General features: G+C 65.4%; 26 protein-coding genes and 1 pseudogene. 12 read left to right on the top strand and 15 right to left on the bottom strand.

Annotation, left to right across the window (positions count from 1 at the left end):
• Window positions 1-102: 102 nt before the first annotated feature.
• Entirely contained in the window at window positions 103-525 is a 423-nt protein-coding gene (gene ndk, locus KVF90_RS14535; protein WP_264392285.1) for a nucleoside-diphosphate kinase, read from the top strand.
• Between the two features lie 143 nt (window positions 526-668).
• Here ndk and KVF90_RS14530 read toward each other — a convergent pair whose 3' ends face one another.
• The 3 genes from KVF90_RS14530 to purM are packed head-to-tail and all read right to left on the bottom strand — an operon-like array spanning window position 669 to window position 3,950.
• Window positions 669-1,874, bottom strand: coding sequence for a sulfotransferase family protein (locus tag KVF90_RS14530; RefSeq protein ID WP_264392284.1), 1,206 nt, complete (start codon window positions 1,872-1,874; stop codon window positions 669-671).
• A complete protein-coding gene (purN, locus tag KVF90_RS14525) occupies window positions 1,874-2,839 on the bottom strand; it encodes a phosphoribosylglycinamide formyltransferase (protein WP_264392283.1) in 966 nt (321 codons plus the stop codon). Before purN ends, KVF90_RS14530 begins: the two co-directional genes overlap by 1 nt.
• Complete coding sequence (gene purM / locus KVF90_RS14520) at window positions 2,832-3,950, bottom strand: phosphoribosylformylglycinamidine cyclo-ligase (RefSeq protein WP_264392282.1); 1,119 nt, start codon at window positions 3,948-3,950, stop codon at window positions 2,832-2,834. Before purM ends, purN begins: the two co-directional genes overlap by 8 nt.
• A gap of 69 nt (window positions 3,951-4,019) precedes the next feature.
• Between purM and KVF90_RS14515 the strand changes: the two genes are divergently transcribed.
• Genes KVF90_RS14515 through KVF90_RS14495 form a run of 5 tightly spaced genes read left to right on the top strand, consistent with a single transcriptional unit; the run spans window position 4,020 to window position 7,982 of the window.
• Window positions 4,020-5,309, top strand: coding sequence for a heavy-metal-associated domain-containing protein (locus KVF90_RS14515; RefSeq protein ID WP_264392281.1), 1,290 nt, complete (start codon window positions 4,020-4,022; stop codon window positions 5,307-5,309).
• A gap of 13 nt (window positions 5,310-5,322) precedes the next feature.
• Window positions 5,323-5,979, top strand: a complete 657-nt coding sequence (locus KVF90_RS14510) for an HdaA/DnaA family protein (protein WP_264392280.1) — start codon at window positions 5,323-5,325, stop codon at window positions 5,977-5,979.
• Between the two features lie 52 nt (window positions 5,980-6,031).
• Window positions 6,032-6,802 (top strand): serine O-acetyltransferase EpsC, encoded by a 771-nt coding sequence (gene epsC / locus KVF90_RS14505; protein WP_264392279.1) that lies wholly within the window; start codon window positions 6,032-6,034, stop codon window positions 6,800-6,802.
• Window positions 6,803-6,810: 8 nt separating this feature from the next.
• Window positions 6,811-7,188, top strand: a complete 378-nt coding sequence (locus KVF90_RS14500) for a DUF2794 domain-containing protein (RefSeq protein WP_264392278.1) — start codon at window positions 6,811-6,813, stop codon at window positions 7,186-7,188.
• A 23-nt stretch (window positions 7,189-7,211) separates the two neighbouring features.
• Entirely contained in the window at window positions 7,212-7,982 is a 771-nt protein-coding gene (locus KVF90_RS14495; RefSeq protein WP_264392277.1) for a hypothetical protein, read from the top strand.
• A gap of 73 nt (window positions 7,983-8,055) precedes the next feature.
• Here the strand turns inward: KVF90_RS14495 and KVF90_RS14490 are convergent, their stop codons facing one another.
• Together KVF90_RS14490 and KVF90_RS14485 are read right to left on the bottom strand one after the other, a co-directional pair.
• Window positions 8,056-8,985, bottom strand: a complete 930-nt coding sequence (locus KVF90_RS14490) for an SDR family NAD(P)-dependent oxidoreductase (protein WP_264392276.1) — start codon at window positions 8,983-8,985, stop codon at window positions 8,056-8,058.
• A gap of 137 nt (window positions 8,986-9,122) precedes the next feature.
• Window positions 9,123-9,818, bottom strand: coding sequence for an HAD-IA family hydrolase (locus KVF90_RS14485; protein WP_264392275.1), 696 nt, complete (start codon window positions 9,816-9,818; stop codon window positions 9,123-9,125).
• A 90-nt stretch (window positions 9,819-9,908) separates the two neighbouring features.
• On the opposite strand from KVF90_RS14485, the gene glmU reads away from it, so the two are divergent.
• The 4 genes from glmU (at window position 9,909) to KVF90_RS14465 (ending at window position 12,827) form a co-directional block, all read left to right on the top strand.
• Window positions 9,909-11,282 (top strand): bifunctional UDP-N-acetylglucosamine diphosphorylase/glucosamine-1-phosphate N-acetyltransferase GlmU, encoded by a 1,374-nt coding sequence (gene glmU, locus KVF90_RS14480; RefSeq protein ID WP_264392274.1) that lies wholly within the window; start codon window positions 9,909-9,911, stop codon window positions 11,280-11,282.
• Window positions 11,279-11,878 carry a hypothetical protein gene (locus KVF90_RS14475; protein WP_264392273.1) on the top strand — a complete coding sequence of 200 codons (600 nt, stop codon included), beginning with the start codon at window positions 11,279-11,281 and terminating at the stop codon, window positions 11,876-11,878. Before glmU ends, KVF90_RS14475 begins: the two co-directional genes overlap by 4 nt.
• Window positions 11,871-12,143: an HNH endonuclease gene (locus KVF90_RS14470; protein WP_264392272.1), complete on the top strand. Its 273-nt coding sequence runs from the start codon at window positions 11,871-11,873 to the stop codon at window positions 12,141-12,143. Before KVF90_RS14475 ends, KVF90_RS14470 begins: the two co-directional genes overlap by 8 nt.
• Window positions 12,144-12,230: 87 nt before the next feature.
• On the top strand, window positions 12,231-12,827 hold the full coding sequence (locus KVF90_RS14465; RefSeq protein ID WP_264392271.1) for an SOUL family heme-binding protein: 597 nt from the start codon (window positions 12,231-12,233) through the stop codon (window positions 12,825-12,827).
• 7 nt (window positions 12,828-12,834) lie between these two features.
• Here the strand turns inward: KVF90_RS14465 and KVF90_RS14460 are convergent, their stop codons facing one another.
• The 10 genes and pseudogenes from KVF90_RS14460 to KVF90_RS14415 all read right to left on the bottom strand — a co-directional run.
• Entirely contained in the window at window positions 12,835-13,077 is a 243-nt protein-coding gene (locus tag KVF90_RS14460; RefSeq protein WP_264392270.1) for a DUF1153 domain-containing protein, read from the bottom strand.
• A 244-nt stretch (window positions 13,078-13,321) separates the two neighbouring features.
• Window positions 13,322-15,469 carry a prolyl oligopeptidase family serine peptidase gene (locus KVF90_RS14455; protein ID WP_319641035.1) on the bottom strand — a complete coding sequence of 716 codons (2,148 nt, stop codon included), beginning with the start codon at window positions 15,467-15,469 and terminating at the stop codon, window positions 13,322-13,324.
• Window positions 15,470-15,596: 127 nt separating this feature from the next.
• The gene (locus tag KVF90_RS14450; protein WP_264392269.1) at window positions 15,597-15,854 is read right to left on the bottom strand and encodes an ATP synthase F1 subunit epsilon; all 258 of its coding nucleotides are present in this window, start codon (window positions 15,852-15,854) and stop codon (window positions 15,597-15,599) included.
• Between the two features lie 6 nt (window positions 15,855-15,860).
• Entirely contained in the window at window positions 15,861-17,318 is a 1,458-nt protein-coding gene (atpD, locus tag KVF90_RS14445; protein WP_264392268.1) for a F0F1 ATP synthase subunit beta, read from the bottom strand.
• A gap of 358 nt (window positions 17,319-17,676) precedes the next feature.
• A complete protein-coding gene (locus KVF90_RS14440) occupies window positions 17,677-18,546 on the bottom strand; it encodes a F0F1 ATP synthase subunit gamma (protein WP_264392267.1) in 870 nt (289 codons plus the stop codon).
• 12 nt (window positions 18,547-18,558) lie between these two features.
• Window positions 18,559-20,088: a F0F1 ATP synthase subunit alpha gene (gene atpA / locus KVF90_RS14435; RefSeq protein ID WP_264392266.1), complete on the bottom strand. Its 1,530-nt coding sequence runs from the start codon at window positions 20,086-20,088 to the stop codon at window positions 18,559-18,561.
• Between the two features lie 11 nt (window positions 20,089-20,099).
• Window positions 20,100-20,654, bottom strand: coding sequence for a F0F1 ATP synthase subunit delta (locus KVF90_RS14430; protein WP_264392265.1), 555 nt, complete (start codon window positions 20,652-20,654; stop codon window positions 20,100-20,102).
• Window positions 20,655-20,826: 172 nt separating this feature from the next.
• Complete coding sequence (locus KVF90_RS14425; RefSeq protein WP_264392264.1) at window positions 20,827-21,456, bottom strand: hypothetical protein; 630 nt, start codon at window positions 21,454-21,456, stop codon at window positions 20,827-20,829.
• A gap of 7 nt (window positions 21,457-21,463) precedes the next feature.
• Window positions 21,464-22,438, bottom strand: a complete 975-nt coding sequence (locus tag KVF90_RS14420) for a hypothetical protein (RefSeq protein ID WP_264394716.1) — start codon at window positions 22,436-22,438, stop codon at window positions 21,464-21,466.
• 49 nt (window positions 22,439-22,487) lie between these two features.
• A pseudogene (locus tag KVF90_RS14415) lies at window positions 22,488-22,808 on the bottom strand (trypsin-like peptidase domain-containing protein); the annotation flags it as partial.
• A gap of 51 nt (window positions 22,809-22,859) precedes the next feature.
• On the opposite strand from KVF90_RS14415, the gene KVF90_RS14410 reads away from it, so the two are divergent.
• Complete coding sequence (locus tag KVF90_RS14410; protein ID WP_264394714.1) at window positions 22,860-23,120, top strand: hypothetical protein; 261 nt, start codon at window positions 22,860-22,862, stop codon at window positions 23,118-23,120.
• A complete protein-coding gene (gene ada, locus KVF90_RS14405) occupies window positions 23,117-24,163 on the top strand; it encodes a bifunctional DNA-binding transcriptional regulator/O6-methylguanine-DNA methyltransferase Ada (protein ID WP_264392263.1) in 1,047 nt (348 codons plus the stop codon). The genes KVF90_RS14410 and ada overlap by 4 nt, the downstream gene beginning before the upstream one ends.

Here is a 24,163-nt window from a genome sequence, read left to right as displayed (position 1 = left end):
GCGCTGTCGCGCTGCGGGCGGGCTTGCCATTTTGCAGCGCAGCATCTAACGCGCGCGGCCAATATCCCCCCAAATCAAAAAGACGTTCACAGGAGCATTATCATGGCGGTTACCCGCACCTTTTCGATCATCAAGCCCGACGCCACCCGTCGCAACCTGACCGGCGCTGTCACCAAGATGCTGGAAGACGCCGGCCTGCGCGTCGTCGCTTCCAAGCGTATCCACATGACCCGCGAACAGGCCGAAGGCTTCTACGGCGTGCACCGCGAGCGCCCCTTCTTCGGTGAACTCGTCGATTTCATGATGAGCGAGCCGGTGGTGGTGCAGGTGCTGGAAGGCGAAGACGCCGTGACCCGCAACCGCGACATCATGGGCGCGACCAACCCCGCCGACGCTGCGCCGGGCACGATTCGCAAGGAACTGGCCCTGTCGATCGGTGAAAACACCGTTCACGGTTCGGATTCGGAAGAGAACGCCGCGATCGAAATCGCCTTCTTCTTCAACCCGGAAGAAATCGTCGGTTGATCTGGCTGACCTGAAGCTTCCAAAGGGCCGTCTCCGCAAGGGGGCGGCCCTTTTGCTTTGGGTCAGCTTCCGTTCGTGTCGAGCGTAGTCGAGACACTTGGCTACGGCCTCTCGACTGCGCTCGAGGCGAACGGGATCCGGTGTCAATCCGCCCCTTGGAACCGCGCCAGTTGCTCGCGGTGCGCATGGTGATGCCCGCTCTCGCTCGCCGCCATCGTGCGTCGCATTGCAGCGCGCGCCTCGGCGGTGAGGGTGAGGCCGAGATCGGCATAGACGCGGGTGATGGCGCTCTCCCAATCGGCATTGAGATCGTCGAAACGCGCGCGTGTGGTCGGGCCGTGCCATCCGGACAGAACCTCGGCCATGCGCGCCTCGCGCAGGGCGATCTTGTGCCGCCACCGCGTCTCGATTGCCTCAAGGCAGCAGCTATCGGACTGCATCGCCATCTGGTTCGCGGCAAGGCTGATCGCGCTGCGCAGCACCGCCTCCTGCTCGCGCTCGGCCATCACCAGCCGCGCATCAGGGAACAGCGCCAGCAGCGTTGCGAGGTCTTCGGCGAAGGCCGGGACTTTCAGCACGCGCGGCTTATCGGCAATGCCCCTGTGCGCGGCATCGGTCTTCAGGATGCGCGCGAACTCGCGGTAGATCGGCGCGGGGTCGCGGGCCTCGCTCCACGCCGAATAGGCCGGGATATGCCACTGGCTTTCGTAGATCGAATGGTGGAGCGCGGCGGAGATCCACGCCAGCTCCTCCTCGACCGCGGCGGGTGCCATCGGGTGGATCGACTGCATCCACGGGTTGAGCATTCCGAGCATCGCCAGTTCCATCGCCGCCTTCACCCGGTTCAGGCCGAGCGGGGCGGGAACGGGGTGATAGGCGTCGCAATAGCGGGTGTGCGAATGCGCCGGATCGGCGGCGAGCAGCGTGTGGATGCGGGTCGTGCCGCTGCGCATGTGCCCGATGATGATGATCGGCGGGGCGAGGGGGGTATTCAGCAGCTCGGGCCGATCTAGCCACAACGCGCCGAAGGCGAGGCGGTTCTTGACCACGCGCGACAGCTGCCCCCAGGCCATCGTCCGGCCCAGCGGGTTGAGACCGGCCTCGGCCTCGACCGCAGCGATAATCCGCGTGAGCCGCTCGCGGAAATCGGCAACGTCTTCGGCCGATCGTCCGCCATGCTCCACCGCCTCGGCCTTCGCGCCGTAGGGCTTGGCCGCGAGCGCCCACAGCGCGTCAGGATCGAGTTCGGGCGGGGGCAGCCAGCCGCGCTCCCACGCCTTGCCGAGAAATGTATTGGCCCGTTCCGCAAGTGGCCCGCGCGCCAGCAGATGGTCGCGAACCGGTGCCATCAGAATTCGTCCGCGATGTCCAGCAGCCGGGTCAGCCGCTTGGGCGCGACCGAGCGCCAGCTGCGCTGGAGCCACGCATCGACATCGCCCCAGTCGAGATCGGGCCGGTCGAGGATGATCCCCACCCAACCGCTCGCCCCGTAGAAGGCGGGCTTGAAATAGGTCTCGGGCTGATCCTCCACGAGGCCGTGGAGCTCGTCCATCCCGCTGGTCTTGGCGAGCAGCGCGATGCGGTCATGCCCGTGAGGGCGTTCGGAGAAATAGGCAAAATACTTGCCCGATTTGCCTTCACCGACGCGGAACCCGGCGGAGCCGAAGCTCTCCTGTTCGCTGGTTTCGGGCAAGGCGAGCGCGCGGGCGCGCAACTGTTCGAGCAGCCATCCGGGATTGCGCCAGCGGCTGACGTAATCGGCCACTGCGCGCGGATAGAGCTGGTGTTCGGCGAGCTTGACCCGTTCGGCGAGACTCTCCGCCGTCTCGCCCGGCACGATCGGCACGCGGACCTGCGCCAGCACCTCGCCCGCGTCCAATTCCGGCGTCACCAGATGGACGCTGGTCCCGCCGTGGCTATCCGCCGCTGCGATGGCGCGGGCATGGGTGTCGAGCCCTTTGTACTTGGGCAGCAGCGAGGGGTGGATATTGAGCATCCGGCCCGCCCAGCGCTCCACGAAGCCGTCCGACAGGATGCGCATATAGCCCGCGAGCACGATGGTGTCCGCGCCCGACTCCAGCACTGCGGCTTCCATCGCGGCGTCATGGGCATCGCGGGTCATGCCCTTGTGGGGCAGAGCGAAGGTGGCAATCCCCTCGGCTGCGGCCAGCGCCAGCCCTGCGGCGGCGGGATCGTTGCTGGCGACCAGCACCACCTCGTAAGGGCAGTCACCGATCCGGCTGGCATAGACCAGCGCAGCCATATTGGTCCCCGCGCCGGAGATGAGGACGACTATGCGGGCCTTTTCAGCCAAGGTGCGTCGCGCTCCAACCGGCCTTCGCCGACCAGGTCTCGATCGAGCCGCGCACGGTGCAGCCCTTCTCGCCCGCTTCGATCCGGCCCACCGTGACGACAGTCTCGCCAGCGGCTTCCAGCTTCGCGGTGACATCGGCGACCTTGTCGGCGCTGACAGCCAGCACCATGCCGACGCCGCAGTTGAAGGTGCGGGCCATTTCCTCGGGCTCGATGTGGCCCTGTGCCTGCAGGAAGGCCATCAGGCGCGGCTGCGGCCACAGATCGGCATCGACATGCGCGTGCGCGCCATCAGGCAGGATACGCGGGATATTCTCGAGCAACCCGCCGCCGGTGATGTGGGCCAGCGCGTTGATGTGGCCTTCGCGGATCAGCGGCAGCAGGCTCGCGACATAGATTCGGGTCGGCGCAATCAGCGCGTCGATCAGCAATTGCTCCTGATCGAACAGGGCGGGGCGGTTGAGCTTCCAACCCTTGTCCGCCGCCAACCTGCGCACCAGCGAATAGCCGTTGGAGTGGACCCCGCTCGACGCGAGGCCCAGCAGCACATCGCCCGGCGCCACCTTGTCGCCGGTCAGCTGCTCGCCGCGCTCCACCGCGCCGACGCAGAAGCCCGCGAGGTCATAATCGCCCGCCGAATACATCCCCGGCATTTCCGCTGTCTCGCCGCCGATCAGCGCGCATCCGGCGATCTTGCAGCCTTCCGCGATCCCCGCGATCACCCGCTCGGCGACACCGTTCTCCAGCTTGCCGGTGGCGAAATAGTCGAGGAAGAACAAAGGCTCTGCCCCCTGCACGATCAGATCGTTGACGCACATGGCGACCAGATCAATGCCGACTGTATCGTGCCGGTCATGCTCGATCGCGAGCTTCAGCTTGGTGCCGACACCGTCATTGGCTGCGACCAGCAGCGGGTCTTTATAGCCCGCCGCCTTGGGGTCGAAGAACCCGCCGAACCCGCCCAGCTCGCTGGTCGCGCCGGGGCGTGCGGTGGCTTTCGCCAGCGGTGCGATGGCCTTGACCAGCGCATTGCCCGCCGCAATCGAAACGCCCGCATCGGCGTAGGTGTAGCCCGAGCCTTGCGGCTTGCTCTCGTTTGTCCCCGAAGTCATGCAGAGGCCCATAGCCTTTCGCGCTTGGAATTCCACTCGCCATTGGGCAAAGGACAGGCGATTTTCCCCATGAGCGCTTCGCTTTCCCTCCTCGGCCCTGCTGCCGCCCATTCTTCGCCCCTGCGGCGGTGGCTGGGCGGTGCTGTATTGGCGCTTATGCTGCTCGGCGGCGGCTATGCCCTGCTGGCGCAGGTCGCGGGCGAGCGCGGGATCGCGCCCACCGCCGCCAGCGCCGATATCGAGGTGAAGGGAATCACCGTCGATGTGCAGGGCAAAAGCGCCGAGGACGCGCGCGCCAACGGCTGGCGCGAGGCGCAGCGCAAGGCGTGGGAGAAGCTGAAGGGGCCGAAACTTTCCGACAGCCAGCTTGACGGACTCGTCTCGGCCATCGTGATCGAGCGCGAGCGGCTGGGCCCCCGGCGCTATATCGCCACGCTCGGTGTGGTGTTCGATCGCCAGCGCGCAGGCAGCTATCTCGGCGGCGCCGCGCAACAGGTGCGTTCGGCCCCGCTGCTGCTGATTCCGGTGCAGGAATCGGGCGGCGCCTACATCACCTTCGAACAGCGCAATCCGTGGCAACGCGCCTGGGCCGAGTTCAATCCGGGGCAAAGCCGGATCGATTATGTGCGCCTGAGCGGGGCGGGCGGCGATTCGTTGCTCGTCAATTTCGGGCAGACCCAGCGCCGCAGCCGCGCCTGGTGGCGCTCGACACTCGACCAATATGGCGCAACCGATGTGCTGATGGCCTTCGCGCGGCTCGAACACCAGTTCCCGGGTGGGCCGGTCAGCGGGACCTTCGTCGCGCGCTATGGCCCGGACAGCCGCCCGCTGGAGACCTTCACCCTCAAGGCCGATAATCCCGACGCGGTGCCCGAGATGCTGGCGCAGGCGGTCGAGCGGATGGACCAGATCTTCACCGGCGCGCTCGCATCGGGCAAGCTGCGGCCTGACCCGAGCCTCAGGCTCGGTGCCGGGGGCGATATCGACCCGGCGATCCAGCGACTCATCGAAATCGGCCGCGCAGCACAGGCGCGCCGGTCGGCCGAAGCGGCCATCGCGAGCGGCGCGGTGCCGCGGATCGAGGCCCAGACCGTTACCGGGACGGAGCCGGGCGAGGCGGCGGTGCGCAGCATCACCGTCCAGTTCGCCACGCCCGATGCATCTACCTTCGACGCTGCACTGGGCGCGGTGCGCGGCACCGGCGGCGTGCGCGGCGTGGGCGTCACCAGCACCGCAATCGGCGGCACGTCGGTCATGAGCGTGAGCTTTGCCGGATCGCTCGATGAACTGGCCGCAGCGCTCGAAGCGCGCGGGTTCAGCGTGCGGCGCGGGGCGAACGCGCTCGCCATCAGCCGCTAGGCGGGGCTTGCCCATGAGCGAGCCGTCCCAGATCGCCCTGCCGCTGGCGGCGCGTGCGCCTGCTGCCGCCCAGCGGATCGTGGTCGGCAATGCCAATGCCCAAGTGATCGAAGCGCTTCAGACGCCAGAGCGCTGGCCGTTCCATGTCGCCGTGCTCACCGGCCCTCCGCGCTCGGGGAAGAGCTTGCTGGGTCGCTGGGCGCAGGGCCTCCACGGAGCGGAACGCCTGGAGGTGGTGGACGACGCCCGGAGCCTTGACGAGACCGCGCTGTTCCACCGTTGGAACGCGGTGCAACAGGGCGGAACGCGAGAGGGCGGGGCGCTGCTGCTGATCGCCAACGCTGACGCTGGGGGCGGCGCTGGATGGCGCATTGCCTTGCCCGACCTTGCCTCGCGCATCGGCGGATCGCTGCAACTGGAGATCGGCGCACCCGATGACGTCATGGCGGCAGAGCTGATCCTTGCCCATGCCGAGCATCGCGGGCTGTCCCTGCCCGAAGGCGCGGCCGACTATCTCGTCCCCCGCACCACCCGCAGTTTTGCCGCGATCGAGGCCTTGGTGGCGACAATCGACCGCATTTCTCTTGAACGCCAGACGCCCGCCACCATGTCTGTGTGGCGCGCTGCGCTTGAGGCCCTGCACGGGCCGGAGCAGCAGCGCCTGCTCTGAAAGCGCGCGGCCTGATTGCAATGGCTGCGCATTGGTGGGATGTTGAGGGGCCATGTTAGAGCAACTAGTCAGCTATCTGGACTCGATCCGCGCACGCGACCCTGCGCCGCGCTCGCGTTGGGAGATCCTGCTTTACCCCGGCGTCTGGGCGATGGGCTTCCACCGCGTGGCGCACTGGCTGTTTGAAGCGCAGCTTTATTTCCTCGCGCGCGCGGTCAACCACATCGCGCGCCTGCTGACCGCGATCGACATTCACCCCGGTGCCACCATCGGGAAGAACTTCTTTATCGACCACGGCTTCACTGTGATCGGCGAGACGGCGGAGATCGGCGACAATGTCACGATCTACCAATGCGTCACGCTGGGCGGCACCAATCCCGCCAACGGCAAGGGCGGCAAGCGTCACCCGACGCTGATGGACAATGTCATCATCGGATCGGGCGCGCAGATCATTGGACCGATCGTGGTGGGCGAGCGGGCGCGCGTGGGTGCCAATGCCGTTGTGACCGAAGATGTGCCCGCAGGGGCGACGATGGTCGGGATCAAGGCGCGATCGACGCTCGTTCCGGCCGAGGCGTGGATGCGCGATTTCGTGCCCTATGGCACCCCTTGCGATGATCCGCCGTGTGACGATCAGGGCCGCCCGCGCCGCGACTGCATCGAGAAGCTCGAATCCGAGGTCGCCACAATGCGCGAGGAGATGGCGGTGATGAAGGCGCTGCTGGCCGAGCGCGCGGCGCCTGCCGTTGAGGTCGCTGCCCAGCCGGTCGAGGCTCCGGCTGACACGCCGGTGCGACTGCGCAAGCGCGCATCCAAGGACTGAGCCCCGGGATGGCCGCACCCAAGACGCCGGGCGCCGCAGGCTTGGGCGCGGGCCAGGTGGTACCCTTTCCCGCGCGCGGTGCGGATCAGGTCGGGTTCGAGCGCGCAGAGCTGATGCGCATTCTCGATCTTTACGGGCGCATGGTCGCGGCGGGCGAGTGGCGCGACTACGCGATGGACTTCACCCGTCAGGCCGCCAGCTTCGCCGCCTTCCGCCGCACCGCCGAACGCCCGCAGGCGCGCGTCGAAAAGCGCCCCGCACTGCGCGGCAAGCAGGGCATGTGGACCCTCTTTGGCGAGCACGGCCAGGTCTTGAAGCGCGGGCATGATCTGGCGAATGTGCTCGCGCCAATGGAGCGGCGGCTGCTGAAGGCGGTCGAGGAGTAACGCGGAAAATTGAGGGGGGTGCCGTGAAATCGTGGCTTCGTGTCGGGCTGCTGGCAGCCCTCGTCGTATCGGTGCCCGTCCTGCCCCTTGAGGCGGGGGCCAAGTACACCGCGCAAGGTTTCGTCTTCGACACCGAGCAGAAACCTCAGGTGGCTGTTGTGCGGCCCGACATGTTCATGGGCATGCTCGATTCGGCCAATCGCCAGATCGTGGACCCCGAGTGGCTCGCGCAGGCGCATGTCAACTTGCAGGAAGCCTTGAAGCGCCACCCCGCAACGAAGACCGTGCAGTGGCGCTTCGATGACTGGAACGATCCGGCATCGAAGCCGCTTTCGCAGGGCTTCTGGAAGACCTTTCTCAATCTCAACCTCGATATCGCGTTCAAGGTGCCGCAGGGCAGCTTCCCGATCCCGCTGGATGCAAATCTCGGTCGAGCTACGAAGAACCTGCCCAAGGGACAGTTCGAATACCGTCTGCCGCCCAGTGAACTCGAGGAGGTTCGCGGGGCTAGTCTTGGCGCGCGCTACGCATTGCTTATCAAGATGCACGATGCCTACACGACCGATGGCGCCAAGCTGGGACGACTGCTCGGCGGAATGGCCAATGTGATGAGCGATGGCACCAACACCATGCCACCGCCACCGCATTTCGGGTTTTCGATGTTAGTCGATACCGAGGACGGGAAGGTCGTCTGGTATTACAATGACGGTGCGTTCGGCGGCGATCTTCGCAAGCCCGCTTCGGCGGACAAGCGGGTGGGGCAGATGCTGACCGGCTGGCCGACGCCGCGCTGAGCTTCCCGCCAAAAGCAAGAGGCCCGCCCCCTCTCGGGAACGGGCCTTGCTTTGTGATTGGCTCTAGGCTGGCTTACCCCCGCGCGCTGGCGGGGCCGGTGCCGGTGACCTTCTGCATCGCGCGCAGGATGTTGCCCGACTGCTCGGAGCCGGACTGCGGGGCGATCAGGTTGGTGAAGGCGTTGATCTCTTCCCAGCGGGCGGCGAAGCCTTCGACGGTGCGGTCTTCGTCCTTCAGCCACACGGCGTCGTTCATCACCGTCCACGAGGAGTGGAAGCCGCCAGCGCCCGCGCCGACGATGGCGTTGCTGGGCGCATCTTCACTGACGAGGAACAGCGCGGCCGGAACCACGTTCTCGGGCGCGAAGAGCTTGAAGGCTTCTTCGGGGAAGAGGTCCTCGGTCATGCGGGTGCCCGCGACCGGCGACAGGGTGTTGCAGCGCACGTTGTACTTCGCGCCTTCCAGCGCCAGCGTCTTGGTGAGACCTGCAAGGCCCAGCTTCGCCGCGCCGTAGTTGGCCTGGCCGAAGTTCCCGAACAGGCCGGTCGACGATGCGGTCATGAGGATGCGGCCATAGCCCTGCTCGCGGAAGGTTTCCCAGCACGCCTTGGTGGCGAAGGCCGATCCGGTGAGGTGGACCTTGACCACGAATTCGAAGTCGGCCGGTTCCATCTTGGCGAAGGTCTTGTCGCGCAGCACGCCCGCGTTGTTGATCAGCACATGGACGCCGCCCCACTTCTGCTTGGCGTCGGCGACCATCTTTTCCATCTGCTCGAACTCGGTGACCGAGCCGCCGTTGGCGATGGCTTCGCCGCCCATTGCCTCGATTTCGGCGACGACCTGCGCAGCCGCGTCCGAGGTGCCGGTGCCGTCACGCGAACCGCCGAGGTCGTTGACGACAACCTTGGCGCCGCGACGGGCGAGTTCCAATGCATAGGCCTTGCCGAGCCCGCCGCCTGCACCGGTGACGATGGCGACCTTGTCCTTGAAGCTGATGGTCATGTCTGTTCTCTCCTGTCTTGCGAGAGGGCGGAGCGCGATTGCGCTTTACGCCCGCGTAAACCGATATGCGGCGCGCTGCGTGGCACTTTCGTGAGCGCCTTGCAACAACGGAAAAGGCAGGAGGCGATGCCGTAGGGTCAGGCGGCGGGATCGAGGCCCGCCAGCGCGGGAATCAGGCCGTCAAACGAATCGATGACAGCATCTGCGCCCAGTTCGTGCGGGGGTCTGTCGCAATAGCCATAGGCGGCTGCGATGACCGGAACGCCGGCCGATTTGGCCGCCCGCACATCATAGGTGGAATCGCCGATGAAGACGAAGCGCCCGCCTCCCAAAGCCTCGCGCGCGGCGAGAACCGGGGCAGGGTGGGGCTTGGCGAGGAACTGGCCGTCATCGCCCTTGCCCATGGAATCGCCGCCGATCACGGTCTCGAATGTGTCGATCAGATCAAGCTGGGTGAGGACATTGCGGGCGAAGGCTTCAAACTTGTTGGTGACTACCGCCATGCGGATACCGCGCGCCGCCAGTTCGGCGAGGGCTTCGCGCACGCCGGGGTAGGGCACGGTATGCACGGCGTTGTGCGCTTCGTAATAGGCCAGCATCGCCTTGTAGAGCCGCTTGAACTCGTCCTCGGGCAGGCCGCCCTGGGCTTCGACCGCGCGGGCGAGCATGATCTTGGCCCCGCCGCCGATCAGATCCTTGGAACTTTCCACCGACACCTCGGCAAAACCGCCCAGCACCAGCGCATGGTTCACCGCCGCGCCGAGATCGCGGAAGGTATCGAGCAGCGTGCCATCAAGGTCGAAGCCGATTGCGTCGAAAGGAATGTGCGTCATGGGGTCTCCAAAGTCAGCGGCGCGGTGCCGGATGCGACTTCAAACCGCAAGCATTTGCTGGCAGGCGCTCCATTGCTTACAGGGGCTCTCATGACGACCACCACGACACATCCTTTCGCCGCCATTATCCTTGCCGCGGGCAAGGGCACCCGCATGAAAAGCGACACCCACAAGGTGCTGCACACAATCGCGGGCCGTGCCATGCTCGAACACCTGATGGCGAGCGTGGCGGAATTGGGGCCTGAGCGGACGGCGGTGGTCGTTGGCGCGGGGCGTGACCAGATCGAGAAGGCCGTGGGGGCGCGCGCGGCGACCTGCCTTCAGGAGCCGCAGCTTGGCACGGCCCATGCGGTGCAGCAGGCCGAAGGCGCCTTGCAAGGCTTCGCGGGCGATGTGCTGGTGCTTTACGGCGATGTGCCCTTCGTGAAGGCGGCCACGATGCGCGCGATGCTGGAGCGGCTTCACGGCGCGGATGCACCGGCTGCGGTCGTGCTCGGCTTCGAGCCCGCCGATCCGCTCGCCTATGGGCGGGTGATCGCGGATGACGAAGGCCGCATCCTCAAGATGGTCGAATTCAAGGACGCCGACGAAGGCGAGCGCGCCTGCCACCTGTGCAATTCCGGCCTGCTGGCCGCGCGCGCGGAAGACCTGTTCGCGCTGCTGGCGCGGGTCGGCAATGACAATGCACAAGGGGAGTATTACCTCCCCGATATCGTCAATATCGCGATTGCCGATGGCCGCAGCTGCGCGGTCATCACCGCATCGAGCGAGACCGAGGTCGCCGGGATCAACTCCCGCGCCGAGCTCGCACAGGCTGAAGCGCGCTGGCAGGCGGCGCGGCGGGTGCAGGCGATGGACGAGGGCGCGACCCTGATCGCGCCCAACACGGTGTTCTTCAGCTGGGACACGGTGCTGGGCCGGGACGTCACGATCGAGCCCAACGTGTTCTTCGGCCCCGGCGTGATGGTAGCGGATAACGTGCTGATCCGCGCGAACAGCCATATCGAGGGTGCGCGCCTTGCCAGCGGGGTCAAGGTCGGGCCATTCGCGCGCCTGCGCCCCGGCACCGTGCTGGAAGAGAACAGCTTCGTCGGCAATTTCGTCGAGGTGAAGAACGCGGTTATGCATGCGGGCGCCAAGGCGAGCCATCTGACCTATCTGGGCGATGCCACCATTGGCGCGGGCGCGAATATCGGCGCGGGCACCATCACCTGCAATTATGACGGGTACTTCAAGTACAAGACCGTGATCGGACCGGGCGCCTTCATCGGCTCGAACTCGTCACTGATCGCGCCCGTCACCATCGGCGCCGATGCGATTGTCGCAGCCGGATCAGCCGTCAGCCGCGATGTCGCTCCGGGCGAACTGCGCATGGTGCGCGCCGAACAGCTGGTGAAGGACGGCTGGGCCGACCGCTTCCACGATGCGATGAAGAAGAAGAAAGCGGCGGAGAAGAAGGGGTGAGGCGTACAGCCGCTCTCGCAGCGCTTGCCATGCTGGCCGCCTGTCAGGGCGAGCCGGTCGCCAGCCCCGCAGCCGATCCGGTCGCCGCGACGCCTTCGTCGGATGTTTCGCCCGCTCTCGCGGGAGAAATGGTGGAGCAGAAGCGCGTCCCTGCCGGAGCCTGCGCCGCTGACGAGATGCCCATCTTCACCTGCAAATTCGCCGACGGCAAACGTGTCGCGGTGTGCGGCGCGGGCGAGTGGCACGGGCGTTACCGCTATGGCGGCTCTACGTCCGAGCTTGAGCTTGAGGGCGGCAAATACGCCCACGCGATGTATTCCGGCGGCGGCGAATCGCAGATCGCCTTCGATAACGGCGATACGCGCTACGTCATCTTCAGCCGCATGGTGCGCACCGGCTTCGGCGAGGAAGGCAACAATCCGGCGATCAGTGATGGCATCGTGATCGAACGCGCGGGGAAATTTCAGTCGATCCGCATCTGCGATGATCCTGATCTCAAACCAATCGACATGAACGCCGCCAACGCGATCTGGGAAGACGAAGGCGAGCTGTTCACTGAAGAAACCATTCGCGCGGACCCCTTCGGCAATGAGTGACGATGCCAACTACACCTGCTGGCTCTGCGGCCGCCCGCTGGGCGACATCGTCCAGTGGCACCACCCCGTGCCCAAGGCGAAGAAGGGCAAGGTGAAGGTGCCGATCCATCCGATCTGCCACAAAACGATCCACGCCAACTTCACCAATAACGAGTTGGCGCGCATCGGTGACAAGCCGAGCGTGATCCGCGACAACCCTGCAATTGCCAAGTTCGTCACCTGGATCGCGAACAAGCCTGCCGATTTCGACGCACCGACGCGGTAGTCCAGCGCAACAGGCGATTGTCGGCGGGAACGATCCAAGCCTTCGCGGACTAGTAACATGCGGGGGCCTTGGATCAGGAGATACGCCATGAAAGCCGGACGCTGGATCGCCGCCGGAGTCGCCCTCTCAGCCGTGGGAGCAGCCGCCGTGTATGCCCAATACCGCCAGACCGAGCAGCCCGAGTTCGCGCTGGTGCGGGCTGATCAGGATTTCGAGCTACGCGACTATCCCTCGCTGGTGGTCGCCGAGGTGAGCCACACCGGTAGCCGAGAGCGTGCCAGCGGCGCGAGCTTCCGCCGCCTTGCCGCCTATATCTTCGCACAGGACCGCCCCGCAGGTGGCGATAAGATCGCCATGACGTCGCCAGTGCTTCAGGACGAGACCGCGCCGGGCGAATGGCGGATGCGGTTTGTCATGCCGTCCAAATACACGCTGGCAACCCTGCCACCCGCGCCCGCCGATATCGCCCTGACCCAGATGCCGGCGCGGCGGATGGCGGCGATCCGGTTTTCGGGCAATGGCGGGGCCAGCGATCTGGCGCTGATGGAAGCGCGCCTGCGCGACTGGATGATGGTGCAAGGCCTGATGCCCGCAGGCGAGGCGGAGTTTGCCTTCTACGACGCGCCGATGGTTCCCGGCCCGCTGCGCCGCAACGAGGTGCTGATCCCCGTCGCGGCCCAGTGATAGAGGTTCAGGCGTCCTGCATTCCGGTGGTTTCGCCACCGCTGGCGAGATAATCGGCTTCCCACTGTTCGAACTCGCTACGGCTGAGAAGATAGCGTTCGCGGGCCTCGTGGAAGCTGATCGCCCGGTCGTGGACCGCGCGCACGACTTCATCCTTGCGTGCCTTGGACCAGTGAACGCGGTGCGTTCTGGGCAGCTGGTTATAGCTCTTGATCGCGTCGGCAATCGAAATGTTTCTGGGATAGGCCATCACTTATCTTCCTCGTCACGCGTCATCGCCCCCGATGGGCCGAGTGTTGACGGGGAGACCTAACGAGACCTTGTCGAAAACGGTTAACAGAGCGTTGTTGAAACGCGCCGTGCCTCCTGCGCGACGAGTTGAGGGCAAAGTGTCGGACTGCTTTACAGGCACCCCGTTTGCCTCGCCGGGGTTAATGCAAAAGGGGCGACTCCGCGTGGAGCCGCCCCTTCGATTGCATCGCGCTGTGCGGCGCTTATTTGGCCGGACGTGCGTCCATCAACCGCTGCATCAGATAGATGAATTGCAGCGCCTGCAGCTTGGCGCGCTGGTCGTTGTCGACCCCGCCGGAGTGGCCGCCGGTGGTATCCTCGAAGTAGTAATAGGGCTGGCCGAGTTCCTTGAGGCGCGCCGCCCCCTTGCGCGCGTGCGCGGGGTGGGTGCGGTCATCAGCGGTCGATGCCCAGAGGAAGGGCGAGGGGTATTCCACGCCTTCCACGATCTTCTGGTAGGGCGAATAGCCCTCGATCCATGCCCGCTGCTCGGGAATGCGCGGATCGCCGTACTCGCCGATCCACGAAGCTCCGCGCCCGATCAGGTGATAGCGCAGCATGTCGAACAGCGGGATCTGCACGATCGCCGCACCGAACAGGTCGGGCCGCTGGGTGAAAGCGGTGCCGACCAGCAACCCGCCCTGCGAGCCGCCCTGGATGCCGAGGTGCTGCGGCTTGGTGTAGCCGCGCGTGACCAGGTCCTCTGCCACCGCCAGGAAATCGTCCCAGGTGCGCTGCTTGTTCTCGCGGATCGCGGTCTGGTGCCAGTTCGGCCCGAACTCGCCCCCGCCGCGCATATTGGCGAGCACATAGGCACCGCCCTTTTCGACCCACAGCTTGCCGGTCGTGCCGAGATAGCCGGGCAGGCGCGGCACCTGGAACCCGCCGTAGCCGGTGAGCAGCGTCGCGGTCGATCCGTCGGCCTTCATCCCCTTGGGCTTGACGATGAAGTAGGGGATCTTGGTCCCGTCCTTGCTGACCGCCTCGTGCTGTTCGACGTCCATGCCCTCGGGCGCGAAATAGGCGGGCGATGTCTTGAGCACCGCCGGCGGCGCAGAGCCATCGGTGTAGTACAGCGTGGTCGGCTCAAGGAAGCCGGTCACAGTGTACATGATCTGGTCGGTCTCGTCCGAAGACGCCGCGATGCCGACCGTTGCATTGTCGGGCAGGGCAACCTGCGTGCTGGTCCAGCGCCCGTCATCGAAGTTGAACTTCAGCACCTTGCCAACAACATTGTCGAGCAGCGCGACGTAGAGCCCGCCGCCGGTGACCGTGCTGCCCTGCTTGGTCTGGCGGTAGGCGGGGGCCCACACCAGCGACTTCTTCGCGCCGTTGGGGTTGGCCTTCCATTCGTCCAGATCGACCGCGACGAGGCTGTCTGCGGGGAAGGTCTGGCCATCAACCGCCCAATCGACATCGGGCGAGAACAGCAGGTGCCCGTCGACGATACCGACAGGGTTCGCCTTGGTGGGCAACTCCAGCTGGAGCCACTGGTTGTCCTTCCAGACATACCACAGCCGCTCATGGAAGCTGATCCCGCGATAGGCGATGCGGGCGTGGATGGTGCTGTCATTGTCGCGCAGCAGCGCCGCGCCCGACGAGACGTCCTTGGCATCGCCACGGAAGATTTCCGGTGCGTCGCTGATCGCGGTGCCGCGCTTCCATTCGCGGGTGGTGAAGGGGTATTCGCTTTCGGTGAGGGTGCCTTCGCCGAAATTGCGGCCGACCAGCAGGGTGTCTGCGTCCACCCATTCGATCCCGCCCTGGCTCTTCGAATCCAGGACGAAGCCGCCTTCGACGAACTGCTTCGTCGAGGTATCGAATTCGCGCATGATGGTGGCGTCTTCGCCGCCGTCGGACAGCGCGATCATGCACCTGTTCATTGCCGGCGGCAGACAGGTCGAGCCCTGATAGACCCACTCCTTGCCTTCCGCCTTGGCGAGCGCATCAACGTCGAGGATGGTCTCCCACACCGGCTTTTCGGTGCGGTAGCTTTCCAGCGTGGTGCGGCGCAGCAGCCCCTTGGGGTTCGCCTTGTCCTGCCAGAAATTGTACAGGCCATCCGGGCGGAAACTGACGAAGGGGATGCGGTCTTCGCTGTCGAAGATCGCCAGCGCCTCGGCCTTCAATTGCGCATAGCGCGGATCGGCTTCGAATGCGGCGAGCGTGCGCTCGTTTTCCTTGGCGACCCAGTCCAGCGCCTCGGGGCTGCGGGCTTCTTCGAGCCAGATATAAGGATCCTGCTCGGGGCCGGGAATGCCGGTTTCGGCGGCGGTGTCCTGCGCGATTGCGCCTGTTGTTGATGCGACGGTCATTGCGAGTGCCAATGCGAATGTGGAGACAAGTTTCAAGCGTCCTCTCCTCGGGGAATAAGCTGCGCGGTGTTGTGCCGAGGGAGAGGTGGAAAGGGAAGGGGATACAAACAAAAAGGGCGGACCAAGCGGCCCGCCCTTATGTATCTTTCTGGCTCGGAGGCCCTTAGCCCTCGACGTGCTCGGCAAGGACGGTGAGGCCCTTCTCGTTCACTTCGGCAAAGCCGCCGCGCACCTGAATGATCTCCGGCGGGGCGCCCTCCTTGGCGAAGACCTGCACCGCACCGTCGCGGATGGTGCTCATGAAGGGCGCATGGCCCTCGAGCACGCCGAATTCGCCCTCGGTGCCGGGGACGACCACCATGTGGACTTCCTCGGACCGGACGAGCTTGGCGGGGGTGACGAGTTCGAAGTGGAGGGGCATGTCGCCTTACGCCTCTTCAGCCATCTTCTTGGCCTTGGCGACCACGTCGTCGATGCCGCCGACCATGTAGAAGGCCTGCTCCGGAAGGTGGTCATATTCGCCGTCGACCACTGCCTTGAAGCTCTTCACGGTGTCTTCGATCTGCACGAACACGCCCGAGATACCGGTGAAGACTTCCGCGACGTGGAACGGCTGCGAAAGGAACTTCTGGATCTTGCGCGCGCGGGCGACGATCGTCTTGTCCTCTTCCGACAGTTCATCCATCCCGAGAATGGCGATGATGTCCTGCAGGCTCTTGTACTTCTGCAGGGTTTCCTGAACGCGGCGGGCGGTTTCGTAGTGCTCCGCGCCGACAACGCGGGGCTCGAGAACGCGGCTGGTCGAGTCCAGCGGGTCGACCGCCGGGTAGATGCCGAGTTCCGAAATCGCACGGTTCAGCGTGGTCGTCGCGTCAAGGTGAGCGAAGGACGCAGCAGGCGCAGGGTCGGTAAGGTCGTCCGCAGGAACGTAGATCGCCTGCACCGAGGTGATCGAACCCTTGGTGGTCGAGGTGATGCGCTCCTGCAGCTTGCCCATGTCGGTCGCCAGCGTCGGCTGGTAACCCACCGCCGAAGGAATACGGCCGAGCAGCGCCGACACTTCCGAGCCCGCCTGCGTGAAGCGGAAGATGTTGTCGACGAAGAACAGCACGTCCTGGCCTTCCACGTCGCGGAAATATTCCGCCATGGTCAGGCCCGACAGAGCAACGCGCGCGCGGGCGCCCGGGGGCTCGTTCATCTGGCCGAACACGAGCGCCACCTTGGAGCCTTCCGAGGTGGCGTTGCCATCGGCGTCCTTGGCGATAACGCCGGCGTCGAGGAATTCGTGGTAGAGGTCGTTCCCTTCGCGGGTACGCTCGCCCACGCCAGCGAAGACGGACACGCCGCCGTGGCCCTTGGCGATGTTGTTGATGAGTTCCTGGATCAGCACGGTCTTGCCCACGCCAGCGCCGCCGAACAGGCCGATCTTGCCGCCGCGCGCATAGGGGGCGAGCAGGTCGATGACCTTGATGCCGGTGACGAGGATCGCCGCGTCGGTCGACTGGTCGATGAACAGCGGGGCATCGGCGTGGATCGGCATGGTGCTTTCCGCACCGATCGGGCCGCGCTCGTCGATGGCTTCACCGATCACGTTCATGATGCGGCCGAGAACCTTGGGGCCGACCGGCACCGAGATCTGCGCGCCGGTGTTGATCACTTCGCTGCCGCGCGTGAGGCCTTCGGTCGCATCCATCGCGATGGTGCGCACGGTGTTTTCGCCAAGGTGCTGGGCGACTTCGAGCACCAGCGTCTTGTCGCCGTTGCGGGTTTCGAGCGCGGTGAGGATCGCGGGCAGTTCACCGGGGAACTGCACGTCGACGACAGCGCCGATGACCTGGCTGATGATGCCGTTGGTGGTCTGGTTGAGAGCGGGGGCGGTGGCCATTTTTCGTTCCTTGCAACAAGCTTCTGTTAAACGCCGGGGTAGTAGCAGCGCCCATTCGGTTGAATGGGATTTCCGTAGAAATTGGGCTGCACTGCGCGGCACAGTTCTTCAAATACGGTTGACGATTGTCTTGTGTTGATCGCGTCTTCCACACACTGAGCATAAGGCGATTTTCCCGGAACAGGTGGTCCGGCTTTGAGACGATCACACGCCTCTATCTCGCTTCTGATTCCAGCCTTTTCGGCGAGAGCAATGAGCCGATTCACGCCGGACGGTTCATCCGCAGCACTAACTGCTGAGCCGTCACTGACGGAACAAGCCCCCAAGAAGCCAAAAATAATGGAAGGCGCAATCACTCTCACAGCGCCTCCGCGCCCGCGATAATTTCGATGAGTTCGGTGGTGATCGCCGCCTGACGCTGGCGGTTGTAGATGATCGTGAGCTTCTGGATCAGCTCGCCCGCGTTGCGCGTGGCGTTGTCCATCGCGGTCATCGAGGCGCCCTGTTCGGATGCCTCCCGCTCAAGCAGCGCGCCGAACAGCTGGGTGCGCACGTAGCGCGGCAGCAGTTCTTCGAGGATTTCCTCCTCGGACGGTTCGTAATCGACCACCGATCCGGTGTCCTCGGCCAGCGTCGGCGCGGGGACGGGGATCAGCTGGTTGATGGTCGGGTCCTGCGCCAGCGCCGACTTGAAGGTCGGGTAGATCAGGTGCGCGACATCGAACCGGCCGGATTCGAACATGGCGATCAGCTCGTCGGCGATGGCTTCCGCCTCGTTGAAGCCCGGGGTCTTGACCGTGCTGGTGTCGAAGCCCGCGCCGATCAGCGTCGGGAACTCGCGCTTCAGCGGCGCGCGGCCCTTCTTGCCGACGAGGTAGAACTCCACCGTCTTGCCAGCGGCCTGCAATTCGCGCGCCTTCAGCTTGGCGGCCTTGACGAGGTTCGAGTTGAGACCCCCGCACAGCCCCTTGTCGGTGTTCACCACCACAAGGAGGTGGCGCTGGTCCGACCCGGTGCCGCCGAGCAGCTTGGGGGCGCTGTCGCCCGCAACCTTGCCCGCGAGGCTCGCCATCACCGCTGCAAGGCGCGTGGCATAGGGCCGGCCGGCCTCGGCCGCAGCCTGGGCACGGCGCAGCTTGGCCGCGGCGACCATCTGCTTGGCCTTGGTGATCTTCTGGGTCGATTTGACCGAGTTGATCCGACCTTTGAGTTCCTTCAGTGAGGGCACTTCAGGGCGTCCTTACGCGAACTGCTTGGCGAAAGCTTCGAGCGCGGCCTTGGTCTTGTCCGCGACTTCGCCTTCGAACTTCTTGCTGGTGCGGATTTCGGTCAGGACCGAACCGTGCTCGCGGCGCATGTAGTCGAGCATCTGGCTCTCGTACTCGTTGACGCGGTTCACGGGGATCGCGTCGAGGAAGCCGTTGGTGCCGGCATAGATCGACACGGTCTGCTCTTCGAAGGGCATCGGCGAGAACTGCTTCTGCTTGAGAAGCTCGGTCAGGCGCGCGCCGCGGTTCAGCAGCTTCTGCGTCGAGGCATCAAGGTCAGACCCGAACTGCGCGAAGGCCGCCATTTCGCGGTACTGCGCCAGGTCGAGCTTCATCGAGCCCGAAACCTTCTTCATCGCCTTGGTCTGGGCGGCACCGCCCACGCGCGACACCGACAGGCCGACGTTAATCGCCGGACGGATGCCCTGATAGAACAGGCCGGTTTCGAGGAAGATCTGGCCGTCGGTGATCGAGATCACGTTGGTCGGAATGTAGGCCGACACGTCGCCCGCCTGCGTTTCGATGATCGGCAGCGCGGTCAGCGAACCGCTGCCGTTGTCGCTGTTCATCTTCGCCGCGCGCTCGAGCAGGCGGCTGTGCAGGTAGAACACGTCGCCCGGATAGGCTTCGCGGCCCGGAGGACGACGCAGCAGCAGCGACATCTGGCGATAGGCCACGGCCTGCTTGGAAAGGTCGTCATACACGATCACGGCGTGCATGCCGTTGTCGCGGAAGTACTCACCCATCGCGCAGCCGGTGTAGGGCGCGAGGTACTGGAGCGGGGCGGGCTCGGAAGCGGTTGCGGCAACCACGATGGAATATTCCATCGCGCCGTTTTCTTCGAGCTGCTTGACGATCTGCGCCACGGTCGAACGCTTCTGGCCGATGGCGACATAGACGCAGTAAAGCTTCTTGCCTTCATCGTCGCCCTGATTGGCTTCCTTCTGGTTGATGAAGGTGTCGATGGCGACAGCGGTTTTGCCGGTCTGGCGGTCACCGATGATCAGCTCGCGCTGACCGCGGCCCACGGGGACCAGCGCGTCAATCGCCTTGAGACCGGTCTGCACGGGCTCCGAAACGGATTCGCGCGGGATGATGCCCGGCGCCTTCACTTCGACGCGGCTGCGCTTTTCGGCGACGATCGGGCCCTTGCCGTCGATCGGGTTGCCGAGCGCATCGACCACGCGGCCGAGCAGGCCCTTGCCGACGGGCACGTCGACGATGGTGCCGGTGCGCTTGACGACATCGCCTTCCTTGATCTCGCTGTCCGAGCCGAAGATCACGACGCCGACATTATCGGCTTCGAGGTTGAGGGCCATGCCCTGAATGCCGTTGGCGAATTCGACCATCTCGCCGGCCTGCACCTTGTCGAGGCCGTGGATACGGGCGATGCCGTCACCCACCGACAGCACGGTGCCGGTTTCGCTGACTTCGGCCTCGGTGCCGAAATTGGCGATCTGGTCCTTGATGACCTTCGAGATTTCTGCGGCGCGGATTTCCATGGGTTTGTCCTTTAGGCCTTCATGGCTTGGGCAAGCGAGTTGAGACGGGTGCGGATCGAGGCATCAATGCGCTGCGAACCGATGGTGACGACGAGGCCGCCCAGAAGGTCGGGATCGACCGAGGCGGTGAGCATGACGGTGCGGCCTTCGCGTGCCGTCAGCTTGGTCTTGAGAGCGGCGATCTGGTCGTCGCTGAGCGGGTGGGCGCTGGTGACTGTGGCGGTCACTTCACCGCGCTGGGCCGCAGCAATCGCCTTGAAGGCGGAGATGATCGCGGGCAGCTTGCCCAGCCGGCGATTGGCCGCGAGCACGCCGATGAAATTGCCGGTCAGGGCCGAAAGTTTCAGCTTCTTGACCACCGCCGCCATCGCTGCGCCAGCGACATCGCGGCCCAGTTCGGGATTGGTGGTCAACGCTGCCAGATCGCCCGATTCGGCCAGGGCAGCGCCCAGCGTCTCGAGATCCTTCTCGACCGCAGTCACCTTGCCGTTTTCGGCGGCGAGATCGAACAGGGCCGAGGCATAGCGTCCAGCCAGGCTAGCCTTGATACCGGCGGAAATATCCACGCGCGTGCAATCCTCTCGGAAGCTTCAAAAAGGTAAATTTGCTTGGGCCTTGGGAATGGGGCGTGCGCAATGGCTGCCCGCAAGGTTGGCGCGCGCCTAGCAATTGATTCCCGATGGTGCAAGCCGCGAGCGGCGGGAATTGTGCAGGTGCGAAGCGGAGAGGGGGCGAAGACTATGCCGCGCAGCCGCTCTTTGGTGGTGGAGCCCTTAGCTGTTGGTTGGACTTGATGCGGCGCAACACTTCGTCGATGGCCGTGATGCTACGGCGGTTGGCGGCTTCAATGGCGTCCTGGTCGTTGGATGCCGGTTCCTTACCGTCCGGGCCGCACCATGCGCTCTCTGAGGCCTGTTCGATGGCGCGTTCTTCTTCGGCGGTGCAGACTTCGTCCAGCGCTGAATTCTCGGAGGATACAGCTACGTAGAACCGCGTCGTCAGGCAGCGTTGTCCGTCAGCGAAGGCAAAGCATTCTACTTCGTAAGAGACCGGTGCACTTGACACGTCAGCAACGTCAGCAGGAAGCGGACTATTGCCGAAGACCCGCTTCAGCATCTGATCGCGCGTGCCGGTATAGATCACATCACAGGCTGCATCGCTCCCGCCTTTGCGGCGGCACAGGCAGGCATTGAGAGAAGCCCGCTCGACCTCGGAGAAGCCCGCCGCAACGGCCGTGAGGCGTGGGGTTCCGGGCTTGATTCGCGCAGCATCGGAGGCCTGCCAGTCGAGATAGCGCAGCACCATCCGCCCGCCCAGCAGAAGGGCCAGAACCCCCGCGATCAGCGCCAGCCACTTGGCCCGGTTCACCTCGCCGCTACTTCTTGGCCGTGCACGAATAGACCAGCCGCTCGTTGGGCCGCTCGGGCAGTTTGGAGATCAGCGCCGATTGCTGTTCGCCCAGGGTACGCGCCGCGTCGCTCACCCCGCAGGAAGGCGGCGCGTAGGCGGCGCGGGCCTCGCGCGCTTCGGCCAGTGCGTCCTGCCCCAACAGATAGCGATCGGTGCGCAGGGTGCGGGTTTCGGGATCATAGGTGTTGACCGCCACCGCAGAGTCCTCCTGCGCGGCGAAGACCCGTTGCCACTCGCCGGCCTGCCCGAGGCCATATTGCGTGCGTCCGTTGACACAGCCATCCGCCGACCATTCAAAGGCCACATCGTCAGTCTTGGCCGCCGTCACCCGGCTGCGTTCGGGCACCAATGTGCAGATCAGCGCGCCCTCTGAGGCGTCCGAGCCACCATCGGGGGCGGGTGCATCGCCGCCTTCTGCCTTGGCGACGGCGGCTTCGACCCGGTCATTGATCTCGGAAAGGCCCGGGCGGGTGAACCACAAGAGCACCGCCGCCGCCAGCGCCGCGGCCGAGAAGGCAGCGGCGATCCGGGTGTGGGTGCGGCGCTCGGCATCCCCGCGCCACACCATCGCAGCATAGCCTGCGCCGATGGCGCCCAGCAGCGCGATCAGCGCCAGCGCCATGCGGTTCTCACGCGCTTCGAGCACATCCATCTGCGCGGTCAGCTGCGCCTTTTCGCGCACCTCGCGCAAGCTTTCGGCACGCTCCGCCAGCGCTGCGCGGGCCTGTGATTGCGCGGCTTCGAGCCGCTGGCGCTCGTCGGCGTTGAGTTCCTCGATCGAGCGGCAGGGGAGGGTGTTGGTGACCGGCTCCACCCCGTTCTTGCGCAGGAAGGGCAGCAATTCGCGCAAGGACACCGCAAAGTAGAACTCGCCGTCCCCGCCGCTCGAATCCGCACTGAAGGAGTTGACCCCGATCACCCGCCCGCAGGGATCGAGCAATGGCCCCCCCCGAATTGCCGCGCGCGATGGGGGCGGTGTGGAGGATCGTGTCGAACTGCCGCGAGGGCCGCTCCCCCGACAGGTATCCGCGCGATTTGACGGGCGGCTGTGCGCGGAAAATGTCCCCCATATCAAGGCCCTGCGCCAGATCGACATTCATCGGATAGCCGACCGCCGATACCTCGCCAAGGTTGCTGTTGACGCTTGCCGCCAGCGCCAGCGGGGGGAGGCGAAGGCTGCCCTTGGCAATCTCCAGCAAGGCCAGATCGTTGCGCGGGGATATCGCCACCACCCGCGCAAAGGCCCCGCCTTCGCCCTCTGACGGGACGATTCCGATCCGCAGCGTATCATCCTGCGCGGCCTCGCTCACCACGTGGGCGTTGGTGACGATCCGGGTGGGCGAGACGGCAAAGCCGGTGCCGTGGCTGATGGGCGTGGGCTGGCCGCCTTCCTCGCCGATGATCACCACCCGCACCACCCCGCGCGACGCCGCATCGACATCGCCGGGATCGGCGGATGCGGGCAGGGCAAGCAGGGTCAGGAGCAGGGCGAGCGCGCCAAGAAGCCGGGTCATGGCGCGGGTTATAGCCGCTTTTTCGGCCAGCGCGAGATTGCACGCGACATTGAGCGCAAAGACCGGGGGTGCAGCGGGGGGAGGCTTGTGGCAGAGTGTTTCACGTGAAACATTTGCAGAACATCACCGATGATGACCGATGGCAGATCGCGCTGGCCAAGGACCGGCGGTTCGACGGGGCCTTTGTCACCGGCGTGCATTCGACCGGCATCTATTGCCGCCCCTCGTGTCCGGCGCGGGCACCTTTGCGCAAGAATGTGCGGTTCTATGCGACCTCGGTGCAGGCGGAGCAGGTGGGCCTAAGGCCTTGTAAACGCTGCTCTCCCAACACCCAAAGCGCTGAAGAGGCTTGCGTGTTGGCGGCGATTGCGGCGATCCGGGCGGCGGGAGAACAGGGGGCCGCGATGACGCTGGAGGCGCTGTCCGACCTCACGGGCTACACCCCCACGCACTTCCAGCGCCTTTTCAAACGCACCGTCGGCCTGTCGCCCGCCGCCTTCGCCAAGGCCCTGCGCGAGGAGCGGGTGCGGGCGGCACTTGGGCAGGGTCTAAGCGTGACCGAGGCCCTGTCAAAGGCGGGCTACGGGGGGTCTGAACAATTCTACACCGAAACGAAAGGCAGGCTGGGAATGAAGCCGGTTGACTGGAGCCGCGGCGGCGCGGGCAAGCGGGTGCATTGGGCGGTATTGCCGACCTCGCTGGGCGCAATGCTGGTCGCCGCGACCGACAAGGGCGTGTGCTGCCTGGCCTTCGGCGAGGGCGAGCCAGAACTGCGCGCCCGCTTTCCGAAGGCCGAGCTGTTCGCTGCGGGCGAGGATTTTAGGGCGCTATTCGCTCAGGTTGTGGAGGCGGTCGAGCAGCCGGGGCCGGGCTCCGCCGCGATCCCGCTCGACGTGAAAGGCACCGCCTTCCAGCAGCGCGTCTGGGAAGAACTGCGCCGCATTCCTTCGGGCGAGACGCGGTCGTATGGGGAGTTGGCAGCGGCATTGGGCAACCCCAAGGCCAGCCGCGCGGTCGGCGGGGCGAACGGGGCGAACCATGTGGCGGTCCTGATCCCCTGCCACCGGGTGATTGCGGCGGACGGCACATTGGGCGGCTATGCCTATGGATTGCAGATCAAGGCGGAGTTGTTGAAGCGGGAGGGGCGGTGA

This window comes from Porphyrobacter sp. ULC335 (assembly GCF_025917005.1).
Classification (GTDB): domain Bacteria; phylum Pseudomonadota; class Alphaproteobacteria; order Sphingomonadales; family Sphingomonadaceae; genus Erythrobacter.
The sequence above is the reverse complement of the archived record's forward strand: the minus strand, read 5'-3'. Positions and strand labels throughout refer to the sequence as shown.